11 protein-coding genes are annotated in these 21305 nt (G+C 36.7%); 1 reads left to right on the plus strand and 10 read right to left on the minus strand.

The features are described from left to right. The first annotated feature begins 382 nt into the window (after window positions 1–382). Entirely contained in the window at window positions 383–1090 is a 708-nt protein-coding gene (locus WJN01_RS13985) for an AbiV family abortive infection protein (protein WP_445197781.1), read from the plus strand. Window positions 1091–1099: 9 nt separating this feature from the next. Here WJN01_RS13985 and WJN01_RS13990 read toward each other — a convergent pair whose 3' ends face one another. The 10 genes from WJN01_RS13990 to WJN01_RS14035 form a co-directional block, all read right to left on the minus strand. Continuing rightward, window positions 1100–1702: a hypothetical protein gene (locus WJN01_RS13990; protein WP_445197782.1), complete on the minus strand. Its 603-nt coding sequence runs from the start codon at window positions 1700–1702 to the stop codon at window positions 1100–1102. A gap of 357 nt (window positions 1703–2059) precedes the next feature. Then, window positions 2060–3133, minus strand: coding sequence for a formylglycine-generating enzyme family protein (locus WJN01_RS13995; protein ID WP_445197783.1), 1074 nt, complete (start codon window positions 3131–3133; stop codon window positions 2060–2062). A gap of 4 nt (window positions 3134–3137) precedes the next feature. Then, entirely contained in the window at window positions 3138–4310 is a 1173-nt protein-coding gene (locus tag WJN01_RS14000; RefSeq protein ID WP_445197784.1) for a glycoside hydrolase family 43 protein, read from the minus strand. Between the two features lie 198 nt (window positions 4311–4508). Next, window positions 4509–6992: a beta-L-arabinofuranosidase domain-containing protein gene (locus WJN01_RS14005; RefSeq protein ID WP_445197785.1), complete on the minus strand. Its 2484-nt coding sequence runs from the start codon at window positions 6990–6992 to the stop codon at window positions 4509–4511. A 150-nt stretch (window positions 6993–7142) separates the two neighbouring features. Next, on the minus strand, window positions 7143–11549 hold the full coding sequence (locus tag WJN01_RS14010; RefSeq protein ID WP_445197786.1) for a beta-L-arabinofuranosidase domain-containing protein: 4407 nt from the start codon (window positions 11547–11549) through the stop codon (window positions 7143–7145). Between the two features lie 457 nt (window positions 11550–12006). After that, a complete protein-coding gene (locus WJN01_RS14015; RefSeq protein WP_445197787.1) occupies window positions 12007–13371 on the minus strand; it encodes a glycoside hydrolase family 28 protein in 1365 nt (454 codons plus the stop codon). A gap of 2 nt (window positions 13372–13373) precedes the next feature. Further along, complete coding sequence (locus WJN01_RS14020; RefSeq protein ID WP_445197788.1) at window positions 13374–14414, minus strand: LacI family DNA-binding transcriptional regulator; 1041 nt, start codon at window positions 14412–14414, stop codon at window positions 13374–13376. Window positions 14415–14490: 76 nt separating this feature from the next. Further along, a complete protein-coding gene (locus WJN01_RS14025) occupies window positions 14491–15816 on the minus strand; it encodes a rhamnogalacturonan acetylesterase (protein ID WP_445197789.1) in 1326 nt (441 codons plus the stop codon). 41 nt (window positions 15817–15857) lie between these two features. Next, a complete protein-coding gene (locus WJN01_RS14030; RefSeq protein ID WP_445197790.1) occupies window positions 15858–17954 on the minus strand; it encodes a RagB/SusD family nutrient uptake outer membrane protein in 2097 nt (698 codons plus the stop codon). A 42-nt stretch (window positions 17955–17996) separates the two neighbouring features. Then, complete coding sequence (locus WJN01_RS14035; RefSeq protein ID WP_445197791.1) at window positions 17997–21149, minus strand: SusC/RagA family TonB-linked outer membrane protein; 3153 nt, start codon at window positions 21147–21149, stop codon at window positions 17997–17999. Window positions 21150–21305 lie beyond the last annotated feature (156 nt).

The following is a 21305-nucleotide window of genomic DNA, read 5'->3' on the forward strand; positions in this document are numbered from 1 at the left end:
GTGTTGTGAAAATTAAAGAATACATTTTTATTACCGGTATTATAACGGCTTTTTTCTTTCCGGAAATTACCGGATGTTACCGGATGTGTTGTGAAAATTAAAGAATACATTTTTATTACCGGTATTATAACGGCTTTTTTCTTTCCGGAAATTACCGGATGTTACCGGATGTGTTGTGAAAATTAAAGAATACATTTTTATTACCGGTATTATAACGGCTTTTTTCTTTCCGGATATTGCCGGATGTTGCCGGATGTATTGTGAAAATTAAAGAATACATTTTTATTACCGGTATAATAATGGCTTTTTTCTTTCCGGATATTGCCTGATGTTACCAAAAGTCGTCTGTAAACTAAGACCACATTTTTATTAAAATAATTAAATGAAAACGTTTATTAATTTATCTTCAAAAGAATCAAAAGATGTTCACTTTTCTATATATAAAAATGCGTTACAGTTAAAAAGCGACGCAATGTTACTAGCAAAAAATAAGGCCTCATACAGTTCTGCAACATCCTTATTGGTGTTAAGCACCGAGGAGGTAATTAAATCTATTTTGGTTTGTTTACATAGCGAAAATTATAATGTTTACAAGCTTAAGGAGGCAGGCAAGTTTTTTAAAGATCATAAAATTAGGCATCAAATTATCCAATTAATAGAAATGGGTTCTGGGCTTTTCGAGTCCGCAATGAAGTATCATGATAGAATACCAGCCAAGTTCTTAAAAACAAAACTTAGCTGGTTTGATGATTTAATAAATGGAGCTATCGATATAATTAGTTCTGCAAAACCATTTTTGGAAGCAACCAACCGGATAGAAAGGCTTGAAGGGTTTAATGAAATGAAAAACAATGGTTTTTATGTTAACTATAGAGATGGTTTAATATTACCGCAGGAAACTATTACGAAAGAGATATATGAAGAAACATTACTAATTGCTGATCGCGTTTTTAGGTTTAGTAAAATGGTGCGTATATTGTTTAATAATCAAATAGAAAATCACTTGTCTAAGAATGAAATTGATGAAATAAAGCAGAAACTTAGGTTTTTTATTGATGATGCGTTAGGAGATTTTTCCTTTAACAAATAGTTTAAGATATCAATACATAAGGCCTACTTTTTTCTTCAATTCATATTCATTTAAGTCATATTGTTCTAACATTCCAATTTCTCCATACTCAAGTGCTTTATGTTTTCTGTAATACCAGTAAGAATTATAGAAACCACCCTTTATCGAAATGTCTATAGTATGAATATTTCTTGTGAAGACATGCTTAATGTCTTCTACATAAAAGAATTTGATGCCCATTTTGGCTTCTAGAAAAGGTAGGTTTAGGTTTTCACCTACTCTTGGTAAGTTCTTTAAGTTATATGTTTTAAAGGTAGTGTAAGTTTTGAAATATTCTGCATGAAAATAGATTTCAACCTTGCTAAAATCAAGTGTGGTTTTATAGGGGTATTCTAGAACTTCTTCATAAAGGTCTTTTAGTTGTTTTCGAATTTGGTAGTTACCTAGCTTTGTATTGGCTTCAATTTGTTTTAATGTAGGGTAAGGGATATCTTCATCACCATAATAGTTTTCCTTGCTTAAGTATGATATTAATTCCGCATATAATTCTGAACCTTTGTGCTTTTTTTGAATTTGTGGCCAAATAGATATTAAATCTACAAGAATTTGTTTAATAGAAATTTTGTTATCCATAATTGTAAAGTGTTGTTTGTCCGAGTTTTAATTTATAAATAATTGTTTATATTTGGATAGAAATTAATTAGAAATCAGAGTACACAATTACGTACACGGTTTTATTTAAAATATAGCGAAATAGCGTAAAAAAGGGTTAAATTATCAAGCTCATAACCCGAAGGTCACTGGTTCGAGTCCAGTTCCCGCTACAAAGTTTAAAAACAACGTAATCAACGGTTTAGCTTTCGCTAAACCGTTTTTTTATAGAAGATTTTCTCGATTTCATTACCTTGGAGGTTCAAAATGAACACGATTTGGAACACGATTGGTTCCTTGCCTAAAATCCGTGATGCCAAAGGTTTTTCAATAAACTTGTTATTTGCCCAGTATATCTGGTGTAGCAACGGTTCTAAAGCCCACGTGGTCCGAGCTGGAATCGAAGCTTGTTCCCATTTTGGCGGATATCCTAAAACTGGCACAATATGAGGCATGGCACAAAAATGAGCCGCCTTTTATAACATGTTCCTGTTGATATGGGTTGTCTGGACTAAAACCAATTTCTGCACCTTTGGGGTTAACTATGGGTTTTGAAATGTCCAATTGCTTGTAGTAGTTCACGTTGAATAAATCACTGGTAAGCTCCCAAACATTTCCCATCATATCGTAAAGTCCAATACTATTGGGTTCATAGGATTTTACGGGGGCTATAAACGGAAAGCCGTCTTTTGACTCATTTTTAACCGGAAAGACACCTTGCCATGTATTGGCCTTTTGGTTCAAAACTTCGTAATCGTTTCCCCAAGTAAAAATTTTATCCGTTTCGGTGCCCTGAGCGGCGGACTCCCATTCGGCCTCAGTGGGCAATCTTCTGTTTGCCCATTTACAGTAAGCCATGGCATCTTCAAACGCAATATGCACCACAGGAAAATCATCTTTGCCCTCAATGGTGCTGTCAGGTCCTCCTGGATGTTTCCAATTGGCACCGATTTTCCATGTCCACCACTGCGAATAGTCGCCCATTGTGGCCACTTTGTTGACGTTCTTGTTGAAAATCAAACTACCTGGCTGAAGAATAGAATCATGTGGTTTTGGAGTGCCCTCTGGCAATTCTTTTTTCATGTCTTCCCAGTTAACAGGCCGCTCTGCCACGGTAACATAATTGGTGGCATCCACGAATGCCTTGAACTGTTTGTTGGTAATTTCGGTAGCATCAATGAAGAAACCATCAACGGTTACCGAGTGTACGGGCTTTTCCCTTGGCATGGCATATTTATCGCCTTCTTTGGCACCTTGCGTGAAGGTTTTAGTTTTAACCCAGACCATGCCTTCAGGTGCAACTATTCCATTATTAGATTCAATGGCACCGTTGTTGGGCTCTTTGCTGTTCTTTTTGCAGCCAAAAATCAGCACAACTAAAAAGAGACAAATGATATGGGCGGTGGTTTTCACTATTTTAAATTTTGTTGAACCAATCTAAATTCCATTCGTCCATCCATTCAATAATCAATCTGTTGTCATCTGTAAGTGTAATTGGTAACCAAATATATCTTCCATCAATATGGTTCTTGGGGTTCCATCGGTCTGCCATGAAGATATAAGCTGATGGTTTGCCAAAAACCGGAAGTACATAGGTGCTTTGTGACCTAAATGTAACTTCAGACTCTATCCCAATGGCAGGGTTGCCAAGGGCAATCCAAGGGCCCCAAATGCTAGTAGCTCTAAATGATCTGGCTGCATTCGGTTCCCATCCGGTTAAACCTGATGTGATTAAATAATAATATTTGCCTTCTTTAAAAATAGCAGGAGCTTCATTTTGTCCTCCTGGGAGGATACGGGCCCATCTATCTGTAAAATCCAAAAAGTCATCGGTGAGTTCAGAAATATGAAGGGTTTGATTTTCTTCCGAAGCATGGATATGATAAGCTTTGCCATCTGTATCAACATACAATGTCATATCCCTAGACATTTGTCCTTTCTCAAGATCTCGATTTACAAACATCCCTTCATCCAAACCTTGTTTCCAAACAGGTGTCCACCACTTTTCGTATTCTTTGCCATAAGTTTTATTTTTAAGTTCTTTTTGAAACCCTACGGGCCAATAACCTGCATTTGGACGAAAAGATTTTAAAAACTTAAAAGGGCCAACAGGATTGTTACTGGTGGCTACCGCCGTTTTTGCAGCAGCGTAACCTTGTCCTTTAAGTTCAAGATGAAACCACATAACATAGGTATTGGTCTTTTCATTAAAAATTACCTTAGGGCGTTCAATGACACATCCAGGTACTATTTCAGAATTTGAATCATGACTCACGCTCAGCGCTACGCCCTCATTTTTCCAATTGTAAAGATCTTTTGAGCTGTAAACCCTAACGCCAACTTGCGCACTGCTTTCCTTTCCCTTGTGTTCGCCGTACCAATAATATGTCCCATTACTATAAAGAAAGCCACCCCCATGGGCATTAATGTGCTTTCCGTCTGTATCTGGCCAAAGTTCACCTGGTTTAAAAGAATCTAATCTTAATTGAGCCCATGAAGTGAGTGAAATGGATAATGTAAACAAGATAGAAACACCAATAACGCTTCTATCAAAAATTTTGGTAAACTGGTAATTAATACCGTTATTCATTGTATAGGTTTTTTATAAAGCTAATAAAGTAAGTCCAAAAATCATTTTAATCGTACGCTCTGAACAAAAATACATGTCATACAATTTTACTCAAATTCTAAGTAAAAAATAATTCGTTTAGCGAGATTAATTAAAGATGTGGTTTTTAAAGTATATATTGTTTGATGTTATTTAACTAGGTGGTCTGAATTTTGAATTTTAATCAGTTGATTCAATAGTTTTGATGCCAAATACTCCACCTGCTATACTGCCAGGTTTTGCTTTAATTTTTATGGTTACAGTTTTTACCTTTTGTCCAAAAGCATCAGTTTTATCCTTTACTAATTCAAAAGGGATGTCATAAACTACTTCAAAAAACTCGTTTGGTTTGTTTTTGTTTAGGGTTTCTTTTCCAATCATTTGGTCGTTTGCAAAGATGTCGAATGTTCTTGCTTCATCACTTCCCCAGTAAGTAAGTGCCAATTGTGAAGGCTTGGATGTCGAAACATTCATTATAAAACTTATATAATTTCCTGCGTCTATATAGTTTTTTTGGTTGAATGTTCCTCTGCTAACCATTTCTCCATCTAATGAGTGTGACTTTTCAGATTCGTTATAACCTAAAATTATATAATCTAATGCGTTAATATATTCCTTCATTAGATTGTTGTACTTTTCAGTTTGAAGTTTGAAATCTTCGCTTTTATAATCTTGAAGCCAAATAGCATATGAATAGGATTTACTATGTTTGTCTGGTTTAGGTTCATCAAACTTGTACCATAGGCCAACATTTGTAAATGGAATGGCATACGTTTTTAATTGATCTCCAGTCACCGTTTTAACCTTAACTTCATAAGCTGGCCCTAGCAGATGTTCGGGCAATTCTTTTGGTTTTAGTTCTGAAGTACTTTTTCGAACGTAAGCTACTTCATCTGCCACATATATGGGTTTGCTCTTTCCTTGCCACCATAAATCATCCACGGCATAAACTATTGGGCCACGAGTTAGCGCATAGGGCGCAGAAGCTTTGTTTGACTTGTCTTCATTAAAAATAAGTTCTCCGCCCGGCAGTCGGCTAATAGTAATTTTTGAAAAATTTTCATGTTCAATCCAGTTCAACGGCATTGGAAATTTTATTTTAACAACATCAGATGTTTTCCATTTACGATTAATTTTTGCATAAGTCCCAGAAGAAATATTTTTTATTTTAACATCATTTACAGAAATCTCAGGATGGATGCACCATTCGGGTATCCTCAGATTCAAAGTAAATGACAATGACTTATCCAAAACGGGTGATATCTGTATGGTCTCTTCTTCAGGATAGTCCGTTTTTAGTCCTAATTTAACAACATGGTTGTCGGACAACTCAATTTCTGCCTCGTTGGCAACATATTGATTTATATAAATGGCTTTATCGGAAACTGCATAGAAAAATAATGGTAACATTGAAACAATGCGCGTACCACTACTAGAACAACAGTCTGGGCCATGAAAATATTCATAAGGTTTTACGCCATTGGGTGGTGTGTGGTATCTATAGCAGTCACCATCAAACGCCTGTGAAGCAAACACATGATTAAACAGTAGCCTCTCAATATTATCGGCATATTTAGGATTTCCAGTAAGCAAAAGTAATTGTTGTGTTAATTGCATCCATGACATGGTTGCACATGTTTCTACTACATTTCCGGTAAGTGGTTTAATAAAGTTTTTTTCATAGTGCTCACCAACGCTTACTCCACCAGTTATGTACATTTGACGGGAATATACATCATCCCAAACACCTTTAACCTTCTTTAAAATATTTGAATCACCTGTTATTTGATATAAGCGTAACAATCCAAGAAAATTCATTTGAAATGTATGTGAATGTACATAAGGTTGCACTTCATCAATGCCCATTTTACCATCTGCCACTAAATCCAGTCTGGAGTAGGTATCCCAACCGCTCCACTTGTCAATATTATTTACTACCCACTTGGCCCAATTAAGATATTTGTGGTCTCCAGTAATTTCGTATAGTCGCAAAACAGGATCAATTAGTAATGTTCCTTCTAAACTATAATGAACACTATGTCCAGCAATTTCGGAAGTGCCTTGAGCGATAGCATGGTGATTTTCGGGAGGGCGCAAATTTGTTGGCCAAAATTCAGCCTTACCTTCATTTATATGTTTTACAAAATAATCTGCTAAGCCTGTTGCTGTTTCCAATGCTTCCGTATCATCCCACTGTTGTCCGGCTGTAATCAGAGCATGTAACATAAAATAAAGTTCATATGGATCCATGCCCCTGAGAGGTTTTTGAGGTGACAATATAGCTGGGTCGGAAATACCGAGGTAGCCATCAGGTTCCTGAGCTATTTTAAACCTATCAAGTATCTGTTTCGCCTTGCTAAACAGGGTTGAATCATTAGAATACGTTGATGCCAAAACAGCAGATTCCAGCCATTTCCCTGGTTGCTCGCCAATCCACCACCAGTCTCTATGGGTTTTTTCTTCTACCATTGAAGTGAACTTTTCAATATCAAATGCTTTAATGGACATTTCTGTATTTGCGTCAATCCGTTCACCTATATAGCCAGTGATTTTTTTAAATGAGTTAATTGGAATTTCATTTTGTTTATAGTTAACCGTTAATTGAGCATGTAGTACATTAGTTATGCAAAAAACTGAGATATAAAATAATATGTGTTGCTTCATGAAGCTATATTTATTACTAATAAACGGTAATTATTAATAAAGTGTTTTGTAATTCGTAAAGAATAAAATTTCCGAAAAACTTTTTCTTTCTTTTTCTAAAATTTGCAATCCAAACAAAATTGGGAACATTAATATAATCTGGTAAAAAGTTTATTTCAAAATAACTTTAAATGTTGCTACATCATTTCCTTCCTTGATTTTCATGAAGTAAATTCCAGCTGGATATTCACTCAAATTAATGCTTTGTGTGTCTTTAGCATTTTTTTGAACTAATAGAGTGCCAATGCTACTGTAAACTTGAATAAGGCCTTCACTGACACCTTTGATATTAATAATGTCAGAAGTCGGGTTTGGGTATATTATCTTGGTCGCCTTATTTTTTTTTTGAACGTTCAAACTTGCCTCTTTCAATAATCTAATGTAAAATACTCCCCCCGCAAGATTGTCTGGTATGGCCTGAAACTTTACGGTAATAAAGCTTTTACCTGCCAATAAACTTGGGTCAATAGCATACTCTACATTAACAAATTCGTCAACATTCCATTTACCCACAATATTTTCTGTTGCAATAACTACATCATCCACGAGAATATCAAAGGTTCGGTTACCACCTTCATTTCCCCAATACTTCACCCAAAGTGTTAAATTAGTGAGTCCTTCTGTGGCTAGTTCATAGCTGAAATAACCACCATTAGAAGCATCCCTCCAATATTCATTTTCATGAATTCCAGTACTTGAGCTTTCTTCTTGAATTCTATGATCTACTTCTGGTTGTTGCTCACCCGTTGAGACATAATCTACAGTTCTCTCATCAAGAAGAAGTTGTTCTTCTTCGGCAGCTTGAATTTCGGCAATTATCTGGTCTGCATTATCAGGGTCAAGAGTCAGCCAGTACATCATATAGCGTGAATCGTGGATTTGATTGAAAGGTTCAAATGTAAGATCTTTATATTTTTCAAGTGGAAATAAATTAGAAGCTTTAAATTTCATAAATTCACCTTCAACTTTTTGAAAGCTTGTCAAAATGGTATCCATTTTACTTACCACAAAAGGAGACTCAAAATTACCATATAATTTGCCGGAAGCTATGTGCGACCATCTTCCATCATCTGCAACAAGACCGGTAAGATCAGGTGAATCCGTTTTCGCACCGAGAAGAATAGGGCCGTATTTAAAGGCCAGATAGTCATCAGTAACATTGGCTAATCGTTCATAACTCAAATGCATTGGCATGTTAATCCTTATCTCGTCACCAGTATTCCATGTTCTATTGAGGCTTATATATTCACCAGGCACAGCTGTTACTGCTGTTGGTGTTCCATTTATGAAAAGCTCTAGTTCACCTTCGGTTACCCAAGTTGGATATCTGAGCATGAATTCTATAGTTGCCGAGCCATCAATGGTTAGTGTGGTTTCTGTATCAGAGGGAAAGTTAGTGGATTGCGTAATGGTTACACCCTTTTCCTCCCATTTTAATTTAGAAGCTACAAATAAGTTTACATAAAGTTTGTCTTGGTCATGGCTATATATAAATTTTCCATGTAAGCCGTGATTTTCCATTCCAGTTCCGACACAACACCACATGGCTTGATCAGGCGCCGAATATACACGATAGTGATTGGTGCGCATAGGCGTGAAATATACATAGCCACCATGATCGGGGTGTTGTGTAGAAAGTATATGATTGAAAAGTGCTGTTTCGTAATAATCGGCATACTTAACATTGGGATTCTGCATGTGCAATTGTGAAGCTAACTTTAACATATTGTACGTGTTGCAACTTTCAGGCCCATCTCTATCTATCATAAAATCGATATATGAGGCTGCGGCAGGGAAAAACTCTCTTCGGCTGTTCCCTCCAAAAGCCACAGTTCTATTATCTACAACCGCATTCCAGAAATTATCGGCGGCCGTTTCATAATTTGTAGCGGTATCATCATATTGCGCCACACTTGCAAACCCGACAAATTTAGGAATCTGCGTATTGGCATGTTGATTGTCCAGATTGTCTATATTGTTAACAAAGGAATCGAAGAAATAATTATGGGTAAATTTTTTAGCAGCATCAAGATACTTTGCATCACCCGTCATTTCATATGCATCTGCATAAACCTCATTCATTCCGCCAAATTCAGAATTGAGCATAGACTGCATCTCTCCAGTTGTTAAGCCTGAAATGATATCGATTCCCCAATCGCAAAGATCTAAAAACATGAGTCTTGCATCTAAATTTCCACTATATAGCCAAGCATCTCTTAAGCCAGCATATGTTTTATGGATATTATACCAAGGAACCCATGCGGACCAAAAACTTGAAAAATCCTTATTCTTAACACTATTCCAGACTGCATTACTGTTAGGAACGCCTCCTACATAGCCATTGCCATTAGCATCATGGCATCTTTTTAGTTCGCTAACCATATAATCCATGCGGGATTTGATTTGTGGGTTATTTGTTGCCGCATAATGCATGGCTAAGGCAGACAAATAATGACCGCCGACATGGCCTGCTAGAGGTTCCCAATTAAGAAAACGTTCTCCATTTGGGGTCAATCCAGCTTCGGTTAAAAAAGGCTCCAACAAACGATCTACATCATAATTTAGAAGTGTTTGTATATTGAGGTCCATAGAAGCCTTGAAAGGTCCATCCAATAATTCAATTTTTGTTAGTGGGAAGAGATTTTTTTGGAGAGGGGTTTGTGCCGTCGCCTCGGGTACAACATTAACCGTTCTAGTAACTTGTTGAGCTGCATTCCCATTACTGTCGGTAACATTATAAGTAATTACATAAACGCCAGCCGTATTAATGTCTACCGTATCTCCTCCAACAACAATGCTAGATGTAAGGTCTCCATCAAGACTATCTGTGGCAGTTGCTCCTGCATCAACGTAGTTAGTTCCTAATTCTATTGTAATATTGGCATCACCTAAAAGTGTAATTACAGGTAAACCACCGTTAATGATTTTTACAGTATAAGTTATAATTGTTCCAGATTCAGCGGTAACCACAATGTTAGCCAATCCAGCACTATCTGTCAATGTTACTAAACCATCTCCCGATACCTCTGAATTAGTACTATTAGCACTAGCTGTTAATATGACTTCCGTCGTTCCTTCTGGAACGACTAATTCATAAGACGTTTGGTTTGAACTAAAATTAGGAGATAAAGACCCAACATTTGAAGACAAAGCGGATAGGGTTGCATCGTTATCAACTTCATATATTTCCCAGTTATCAATAAATGCTCCTGTTCCACTTAATCCACAAGCATTAAAATACATTCCGGCATCACTGGGATTGGCATTTGGGCCTGTAGTAATTACAAAATCCATAGTCTCCCATTGTCCAGTTAGAGATGTGTTAAACTCATTTGTTGCAATGTCTAGCCCCCAAAAGCCTAAATGGAATGTGCCAGTAGACACATATGTTTGAGCTTTAATTCTATATGATGTATTTGCAGTAATTTTTCCGGTCAAAACAACATCTAAAGAGCCTGAACAATTATCACCAGCATAACCACTGTAAATTCCACAATAACTTTTGTCTGTGGTAACACCATGGTTGCCCCAACCTCCAAAAGCTGTTCCATCATTCAATAATGGATCAACTACCAGATTAGTCTTGGAAGGGTATGTAGGAGAATAACATTCCTCCTTAAAAGTTACCGTATATGTTTTAGTTGTTGAACCATTTTCTGCAGTCACTAATATATTTGTTGAACCCACACCATTCACCAACATTATTTTGCCTGTTCCAGAAGTGATTTGGGCATTTACATCGGTAGTAATTGCATCTACATCAACACTAGGTGTTCCATCAGGTACGAGTACTGAGTACGACAATATGGTTGGGCTAAAATCGGGGACTAACGTACCTATTAAAGTGGTAATACTTGATAAGGTTGCATCAGATGAAGTTGTGGGAATAAAATTTCCTGTTAAGGTAAAAGCATCAAATTTGAAAAATCCGGCATCGGAGTTTACCCCTGGAAATATATATCCTTGTGAATTTACAGTGCCACTGGTTCTAACACCAATTGTTAAATCTTGGCCTGTTGCTACATCAATATCAATGCTCATTAATTGAAAGGGGCCATTTTCAGCAGCAGACGTTGTCCAACCTGCAAATGTGTAGTTTTCTGAAGCGCCTAAAACAGCAAGGTTAGCTCCACTGTAACTGGATTCGGCTTCAAATAGAACTGATTGCGTTGTGGCTCCACTTGATGCGAACAACCGCTGGTTTGTCAATCGATTATTGCTAACGGTCATCAAACAAGTTACCGTATAATTACCGGCTGGTAATCCAGAAATTGTTTGTGTGCACTGGTTGTTGTCAAAGGCACCGTTCCAAATTCCGTTAATGTAGTTGCCGTCTTTAGTAGCATCACCGTCAGTATTAGGGCCTAGCCATGTGGCGCCGTAGGCCCAAGTCCAGCCATTGCCGTTTCCAGTTTCAAAACTAGGATTGATAATTTGATCTGTAAAATCTGTTGTTTGGGCATAGTTAAATGAAAATAAGCCCAAAAGGAGCGTTGAAATTAAAATTTTTAACCTCATGGCGTAATTGTGTTTAGTTAGTGTTGTTTTTTAAAAACCTTGGATTAAAGTTTTAGAAACTCTTAATTCTTTATGGTTGATTTAAAAAAAAGTTATATAAGATAATCAAAAAAAATCTGACTACAAAGAAAATTACTAAGCCACAAAACTATAGGGTAAGTATCAACAAAAATTGGGGGACAAAACGTCCAAACCTAAAAACAGGCCTTTGCAATAAATAATATTGTTAATATTGATTATCTTAATTGAAATACCAGCTTAAAAATAACTATTATAAACCTTTTATTGCTTAAAACCCTGAGGTATGCGTTCATAATTGGGCTCCACAAAAACTGATTACATTTTGAAATACTTTAAAGTCGAATTGTTGCAATGGACAAAGCAGAAAAAACAGAAAAGAAATGACTGTTAAATGAAGAATTATTCCTTTTGGATGGAATAATTCTTCTTCAGTTTATTATTTCTCTTCAAAGTTCAACACATTTTCATGAATGTGTTTTTCTTTTGAAAGTGAATCAACAGTCACATTATTTAAATATATATCCTTTATAGGAAGCTCTTCTGAACCTAATATTTTTGACAGGTATTGTGAGCTTTTTGCCCTTACATTGGTTAAATGAATATTCTCTATTGGAGTAAGCTTTTTTTCGATTGTAGGCACTAGATTTCGCCATTGATACAGTACATCGGTTTCAATGCCTAAAACGCCCATTTCTATACTTCCTGCATCAATGTTTTCAACGAAAATATTTTTCACATAACCTCCACGGCGTTCATTGGTTTTTATAAACACAAGATGAAACATTTTTGCACCATCAACAACGTTGCAATTTTCAACATAAACATTTTCAATGCCTCCAGAAAGTTCACTGCCTATTGCTGCTAATTGATGGCCATTTTTCATGATACAATTGCGCATAATAATGTTTTTTGAAGGCGTATTAAGTCGCCAAGCATCTTGGTTTCTTCCAGATTTTATGGCTATGGCATCGTCTCCTTGGTCGAAAATACAATTCTCGATGAGTACATTTTGGCTCATCTCTGGATCAACACCATCATTGTTGTGACCATGTGCTTTAACCTTAACATCTCTAATTACCACATTTGTTGATAGGTATGGGTGTATGGTCCAAAATGGACTGTTTTCAATAGAAACCCCTTCCAAGAGAATATTTTTGCTTCGGTTAAATTGAATAAACTGCGGACGGAAGTTGGCCGAGTCGTTTACCATTTGTCGTTCTTCAACAGGTTTGTTATAAGATGCTAAATTGTAAAGTCGCTTTAAACTGTTCATGTGTGCTCTGGGGCGTTTATACCATATTTTCCAAACATCTAGTTTTGCTTTTAATGTGCCGTTACCAGTTATGGCAACATTTTCACAATCATAAGCATAAACCAAAGGGGAGTAATTATAGCATTCCATCCCTTCCCAAGTTGTAAAAACGGCTGGTAAATAATCTTTTGGATTTTCAGAAAAAAGCAAAACAGCATTTTCATTTAAATGTAGGTTTACATTGCTTCTAAGGTGTATTTTTTTTGTTAACCATTCACCTTCTGGAATTACAACGGTGCCGCAACCATTTTTGTTAGCCTCGTCAATGGCTTTTGATATGGCCGTGGAAGTTAGTTCTTTGTCTCCTTCAATAGCGCCAAAATCGGTAATTAGAAATTGCTTGCAATTACTGAAATCGGGAATTTTAATGGAAGGCATGTCAAAAGGTGCCTTCACATGTATTTCGGTAGTATTTATTTGAGCCTGTTTTAATTGACAGGAAACAATTGCTAACATAAAGAATAGCAAAGATTTTTTAAGAACTTTCATGGCTAGTTGGTGTTTATATTACTTCGAAGAGAAGATTTTCTTATGATTAACTCAGGTGTTAAAACTACATGTTTTTCAGACTTAATCTTTTTTGATTTGTTTTTAATATTTTCTAAAAATATTTTAGCAGCTATACGCCCCATTTCTAGGGGAGATTGGTCAATAGTGGTTATTGGTAATTCCATGAATTGTGTAAATGGTTCATTACTGAATCCGACCACACATATGTCTTCAGGAACTCTCAGTCCATTTGCCTTTATTTCCTGAATGGCTCCTAACGCTGGGTAATCATGCACAGCAAATATGGCATCTGGTGGTTGTTTTTTTTGTAATAATTGTTTGGTCTTTTTTCTACCCTCTATCACACTTAGGGGGACTTCTACTATCAGGCTCTCATCAAATTCAATGTGATGATCCTCAAGAGCTTGTTTATAGCCTAAAAACCTATTTTTAAATATTTGCAATAAATGGTTGTTTGTGAAATATGCAATGCGTTGACATCCTTGGTCTATAAGATGTTTGGTTCCCAAGTAGGCACCTTTGTAATCATCAACGGTAATGGTGCTTATGCCTTTTATGTCTTTTTTTCTGTCGAAAAAAATAAAGGGAACATTTTTTTTTGATGTGTCATCAAAGACTTTGGTATTGTCAACATCGGAATTGGAAATAGACATAAAAATACCGTCAACTTGGATATTCAACAATGAATTGATGTTTTCTTCTTCCAATTGTCCATTGTCATATGTTTGAGAAATTATTACATTATAACCATATGGATTTAACTCTTCTGCAATGCCTCTTATAACCGATCCAAAAAAATCAATATCAATTCGGGGAACAATCACTCCTACATTAAAGCTTCTTCCAGTTTTCAAGGCTTTAGCAAAAAAATTTTGCTGGTAATTCATCTCAGCTGCTGTATCATTTACAAGCTGTCGAGTGGCTTCGCTAATTTTATTACTGCCGTTTAGAGCCCTTGATACGGTGGATGCAGTAAGGTTTAGTCTTTCTGCGATGTCGTAAATTGTTGTTATTTTTTTCATTAATTAAACAATTGGATTTTTATTTAAAGGCATTTTTTGTAAAATGGGTTATGTCATTATCCTTTAAATAAATAGACTAGTTACCATCTGGTTTATGAATTTCAAACCTTGGGCTCATTGGTACATTCCAATCATCTATGTTATTTGGTTTTTTAGGATTGTATTTTGGAATGTCCGATTTTAAATATTTTGCCATGTCCAAATTCAAATCCTTTATGCCCTGAACCACACATTTTGCTATTTCATTGGCCCCAAAACTGTTAAAGTGCGTATTGTCTTCAAGCTTTTTGGTTTGGTTTGGAAAGGTATTGGCAGGATATTGCACAAACGCTTTTCGAGATTGTTCTGCGCCCCAGCTTTCGTACATATATGTTGTCATTTTAGTGAGGTCGATTAAAGGTACATTCATTTCAGTGGCAACCTGTCTCATGGCAGCTGGAAAATCGCCATGGGTTTCTTTTAGAGAACCGTCATCATTAAAAGCACGACGTTGGGTTGGTGTACATAAAATGGGTTTTCCGCCTTTTTCCCTTGCTTTGGTAATATATTCTTTCAACAAATTAGAATATGATTTCCAAGGACCAATGCCGTCTCCTTTCTGTTTTTCGTCATTATGGGCAAACTCTATAAAAAGATAATCATCGGGCCTTATCAAGGATAAAATTTTCTCAAGTCTATTGGCAGATTTAAATCCACTTAACGTTGAGCCAGATTCAGCATAATTGGCAACAACTGCTTTATCAGATATATAATTGGTAAAGAATTGCCCCCAAGATGCCCATGGTTCTAAATCTTGGTCGGTTACTGTGGAATCGCCAGCTAAGAATATTGTTGTTATATCTGTTACAGGTGTTATTTTTAAACTTTTTAATGCTGAAGCCCCTGAAAATTCGAGAGTCAGTTTATCATCCCAGTTTAATTGGTTTTTGTCCCTGTCTTTAAGACGAATAATGGTTTCATTATTGATTTTTGGAGAGCGAACATTAACAATAAACGAATAGTGCCCAGTTTTCTTTTTCTTAAGTTTAATCTGCTTCAGCATTAATCTTCTCGATTCTGCTTTTACAGTTGTTTCAGAGCATATATTGCTTCCTAAAACAATATCTATTTTATAGAAACCCTCTGGCACTTTTATCGAAAAATAAATGGGGTTTTTAGCGGTTAAAGCATTTTTTGTAAGTAATACATTTTTTGCAGTATTAAAATCAAATCCGTAGCCTAGATCCTCATTATAAGATAATGCTTTAGAAATGGCTGTAGCAGTGTTTTCATTTTGGGCCGTTCCAAAAAAGAAAGTCTGGTTTACACTATTCTGGGTAATAGCCCCTGAAGTGGAGATAAAACAAAGAACTAATACAATTATATTTTTATAAAGAACCATTTTCATAAAAAAAGAAATCACCTAAAAATCAAATTTAGGTGATTTCATAATATTTCAAAAATCTAATATCCAGGGTTTTGCCATGCTGCCTTCTGGTCGTCTGACAAATTTGAGCCATCAGGGTTAAGTACGCCTTCAATAAATGATAGAGGAATGGGGCGAAGTTCATGTTTGTTTTGTGTTATGCCCGGGCCTGCTTCTGGGTTAAATGCTTTGGTGCGCGTAATTAGTGTTTTAGTACGTGATAAGGTTTCCCATCTTTGCCATTCTCCTAATAATTCGCGTGTACGCTCATTAAGTATAAAATGTAACGCACGTTCATAATCGCTGGAAGCCCCAATCATAGAAAGCACTGCTTCATCTTCTGCAGGCAAATTGCCTGGAAATGATGTCAATTGCAAATCTGAGGCTGCTGTAGTTACCGCAACATTTGGGTTAGACAAATAATAGGTGTTCATATTTAAATTTGAATTGATATAGTTAGTTGCAGCACTATTTACATTTAAAGCATTATTTTCAAAGGCTACTGAACCATCAACATAATATGATCTGTTTTCTCCATTTTTCCATTGCGCCCTTCCACGTACCACATTAATATCGTTCATGGCATTGCCGTATTGACCTTGACGTACATAGCATTCTGCCCTTAAAAGGTAGGTTTCAGCCAATCTTGCCATGGTAACATCACGGTGGGCATCACCTCTTTCCGAAAAGCGTGACCCGTCATCCGTTTTATTGATACCAGCAAAAAAGTTGCATATAGGTTGGCTTTTGAAATTAGGAGCTACATATTCTCCATTTTGGTAAAGCACCAAAGAGTTAGGTGAATATTGTCCTATTGTGCTGGTTAAAGCTCCAGATGTAGATGTTTGCCTGGAACCTAAGCGCCATTCTGGTAAACGACCTTGGTCATCTGTCCAATTTGGGTTTTGGCTATATGCTCCAAAAGTATAATTGTCGTAAGTGTTGTCGTCTTTTGTGTTTAAGATCATCACAACACTAGGGTCTCCTAATTGTACACCTCGGTTAGGATTTACAATTGTATTGGTGCCATAAACGGTTTTAAAGGTTTTCCACATACGTGCATCGTTCACATGATCAAATACACCATAGGTGTACTCAGTAGGGCGACAACGTTGGAAATCCATGCTTCCAATCCAAACTCCACGTCTTACCCAGCCACCGCCAAAGTTGGAAAACTGAGGGGAAAAGTAACTATAGGTTCTATTACCAAAACGCCCAACGGTGGCATCATCACCATTATGTGGGGCAGCCATCAAAATTTCATCTAATTGTTCAATGTCGCAATCAATACCTGTCCAATTAGCATATAAATCGCTGTAGTTTGGTGTAAGAGGTCCACGGGCACCAATAGCATAAGTACAGGCATCTATAGCTTCTTGCAAATCTGCTTCTATGTAAGAACTGTTCCAAGAATCATTTCGTTCTGATGAACGAAACAATAGTGCTTTAGCTAAGAAATGTGCAGCAGTGGCTTTGGTCCAAGTAACACCTTTTCCATAGGTGAAAACTTCTCCTGCAAAATGATTATAGGCATTTCTGAAATCGGATATTACCTGCTCCCAACATTCCTCATCGGTTGCTCTAGGAAAATAACGAACTGCCCCAATAACTGGTTCGGTCTGAAGTACCGTACCGCCATATTGAGCGGTCAAGCGGTAATAGTTATATCCCCTTAAAAAATAAGCATGTGCCAAACAGCGGTTTCTTATTTCTTCATCTTGAATGATGTCAGCATTGGCAATTATGGTATTGGCAGATGCTATACCATAGTATAATTGGTTAAAAAGGTCTGCAGGTGATGTGGCGTTACGGTTTGCTGCACCTGTTTCTACTGAAGCTCCTACCGGGCCAAATCGGTTGTCGTAGGTGTTCCACATTTCATTGGTCAAGTCATTTCCGTTAGTAAACTCATCCGTACCATAAAGGGTAACACCATAGGCCCACTCAAATCCAAAATGCCATCTAATGTTTCCGTATAATGATTCTGTTAAATCAATTAAACCTTCTTCGGTTTCAAAATAGTCTGTTGTCAATCTTGTAGTATCTTCTTCATTAAGAAAATCTTTGGAACAAGATGATAATGATAGGACAGCCATTACCAAAAGACCAAATTTTATATTTTTTATTCTTTTCATTTTTATCAATTTTATGTTATTCATCAAAATCTATTATAAATATTAAATTCCTAAATCAATACCGACTACAAAACTTCTGTTGAATGCTGATGAATTAACGTCAAAGTCATACCAGTCTAGAGCTTGGTAAATGTTACCGGGGTTTACTGCCTGAGCATAAATTTTAAGATTTGAAAGACCGTTTTGATTGCATAAATCTTTAGGGAAATTGTAGCCTATAGAAATGGTACGGATTTTTACAAACCCTCCTTTTTTTATACCCAACAGTCCAGAAAAGTCATCCTGAGAACCAGAAGTGGCCTGACCAAGAATTGGCTTTTGAAACTCCGCATTTGGATTATCCGGTGTCCAATAATCTATTTGTATTTGATTGCCACGTCCGGTTAATGATTGTCCTCCTAAAGATGCTGTGTAACCTAATCTGCCGTAAACATTGAAGGCAAGTTCTAACCCTTTGTATACAAAATTATTATTAAAACCAATGGTCCATCTAGGATTACCATTTCCTAAAATAACACGGTCCTCATCAGACATTTCATAGTCTCCGTTTTGATCTTTTGGCCGTACATTACCAGGTGTAAAATCATAGCCATTGGCATTCCATAATTCCATTTCGGCCAAGTCTTCAGGGGTATCTTGCCAAATGCCCAGATTGTCATAGCCAAATCGGGCAGAAATAGATTCACCAATAAACCATCCATTTATAAAATCATCATTTTTGCCATTAGCTAATTCCACTATTTCATCTTTTTGCCATGCGGCATTTAAATTGGCATCCCAAGAAAATCCTCCTTTAGTTTCTATTGGCGTAACGTTTAGGGTGACTTCAACACCTTGGTTTTCTGTTTTTCCAATGTTGGCAACAGTAGAGCTATATCCTGTTACAGGTAAAATTCTGGCGGTTAGTAACAAATCATCGGTGTAAGATTTATAAGTGTCGATACTACCACTTAAGCGTCTATTGAATAATGAAAAATCGATACCTAGATTGTATTGCGTTGTTTTTTCCCAACCTAAAAGAGGGTTAGCCATACCTACTGGATCTCTAAAATAATAAGGCTCATTAAATCCGTAAGCCAATTCATTTGGTAATCCATTAAAAGGAAGATAAAAATCTCTGATCGTTCCTTTTGTGCCATAAGGTGATACTCCTGCATTACCTGATGTACCAAAGCCTAATCGTAGTTTGAGTTCTTGCACCCAATCTACATTTTCCATAAATTTCTCATTGTTGATTTTCCAAGCCAGTGCTGCTGATGGAAAAAAGTCCCATTTAAATCCGTCTGCCAATTGGGAAGCACCATCCCAACGTCCAGATACAGTCAGCAAATAACGGTTGTCGAAACCATAATTAAAACGTGCCATGTAGGATGTTAATTGACGTTCATTAATGCCCGATCCTATACCTGCCGCAGCAATATCTGATCTTAGGTCAATGCCTTCCATGGCATTCCAAAGCGAACCTGGTAAGGCAATTCCATTTCCAGATATGGACGAGGTTTCAATATTCCATGATGAAGCCGTTTGAAGCAAAGTAGCACCAAAATTATGAACATCGTTAAATGTACGGTTATAGGTTAACATATTATCTAAAGTCCAAGAGAAATCCCTACGATTGCTCAACCTAACATAGTTAATGCCTTCTGTACCGTCTGAATTTAATTTAAGGGCAGAGCTGGCATCTTGAAAGATACCTTCTCTTGAGTGTCTAAAATCAGGCCCAAAATTTAGTTTATAACTTAGGCCCTCTAAAGGCGTAATAATTTTTCCAAGATCAAAAGTTGCAGATAAATTTCCTAAAGCCCTTAAGGTTTGGGATTGTTGGGTTGATTTGTTCCATTCTTCCATAATAGTAAAAACCGTATTTTCACCACCAGGATTTATCACTAAATCTCCATTTTCATCGTAAGGCACCGCAAAATTGCTAATGGATTTAGCGGCATTATAAATGGCATTTGGGCGTGAACTGCTGGTTCCAAAATTTGAAAACCCATAATCTTGTTCACTCCAAGAGATATTTAGATTTCCATCTAAGGTAAACCAATCGGTTGCTTGTATATTGGCACTCAATTTTGTAGTATAGCGTTTGTACCATTGCCCTTTTTGGGTACCCTCGTTATCCAAGTAACCAAAAGAGCCATAGGCCTTCATTTTTTCTGTCCCACCACTTGCACTAATGCTATGCTCTTGTACAACACCCATTTGTGTTACAAAATCAGTCCAATCTGTATTGGTTACTTTAGAAGGATCCCAAGTGCCATCTTCCCATCCTTTAAGTACATTGTCTCTGGATGTTTGATTATCTATTGGGCTGTTAAACAATAATCTATCACGACTCTGATCTGGAGTGTCTGGATGTGGAAAAACATTAGAGTTGAAGTTATATGCTGCCCATCTTCGGTATTGAATATAGTCTTCAGCACTCATTGAAGGAGCCCGGTCTACAATAGTTGATGTGGTTACTGTTCCAGCATAATTTAATCTAAATTGCCCAACCTTACCTTGCTTGGTGGTTACAATCACTACACCATTGGCACCACGAGAACCATAAATGGCCGTTGCAGAAGCATCTTTTAGGATATCTATAGATTCGATATCACGAGGGTTTAGTGTTTCAATAGCAGAAGCTGATAACAAAGGCACACCATCCACTACATATAGCGGATCACTTTCTGCAGTTATAGATCTTTGTCCACGAATTCGGATACTTCCTATGGTACCAGGGCGTTCTGAAGTGGTAATATCCACACCGGCCGCTTTACCCTGTAAAGCTTCCAAAGGGTTTCTTACGGGTTGCACCATGAGTTCTTCGGCGCCAACACTTGCCAATGCCCCGGTAACATCAGATTTTTTCTGAGTTCCATAACCTATTACAACAATTTCATCAAGTTGTGCGGCATCTTCTTCCATAATAATATTATAGGTTGATCGAGAGTCCACTTGAATTTCAACTGTTGTCATTCCAATATAAGAAAACACTAAAATATCTCCTTGATTTGCGTTTAGTGTAAAATTGCCATCAAAATCTGTTTGTGCACCCGTGGTGGTATTTTTGATGATAACGTTTACTCCTGCCAGTGGCATTCCACTGGGATCGGATACTTGCCCGCTAATTGATTTTCCTTGGGCATTTACAGATAACCCAAAAAGCATCACTAAGGCATAAATACAATTCTTAAAAAAAATTTGGTTCATAAAAAATTAGTTTGTTGTTATTTTGTTGTTAATATTGAGCGTTTGTTGTTTGTTTTAAACTAGTCATGAATTTTATATATTAAAAGTTTGAAAATAGCCTTGAATTCTGGGAACGTTTAAAATGCTATCTGGCTACTTTATCTCTATAAATTCACA

Origin of the sequence: Tamlana sedimenti (assembly GCF_038148895.1) — a bacterium.
Classification (GTDB): Bacteria; Bacteroidota; Bacteroidia; order Flavobacteriales; family Flavobacteriaceae; genus Tamlana.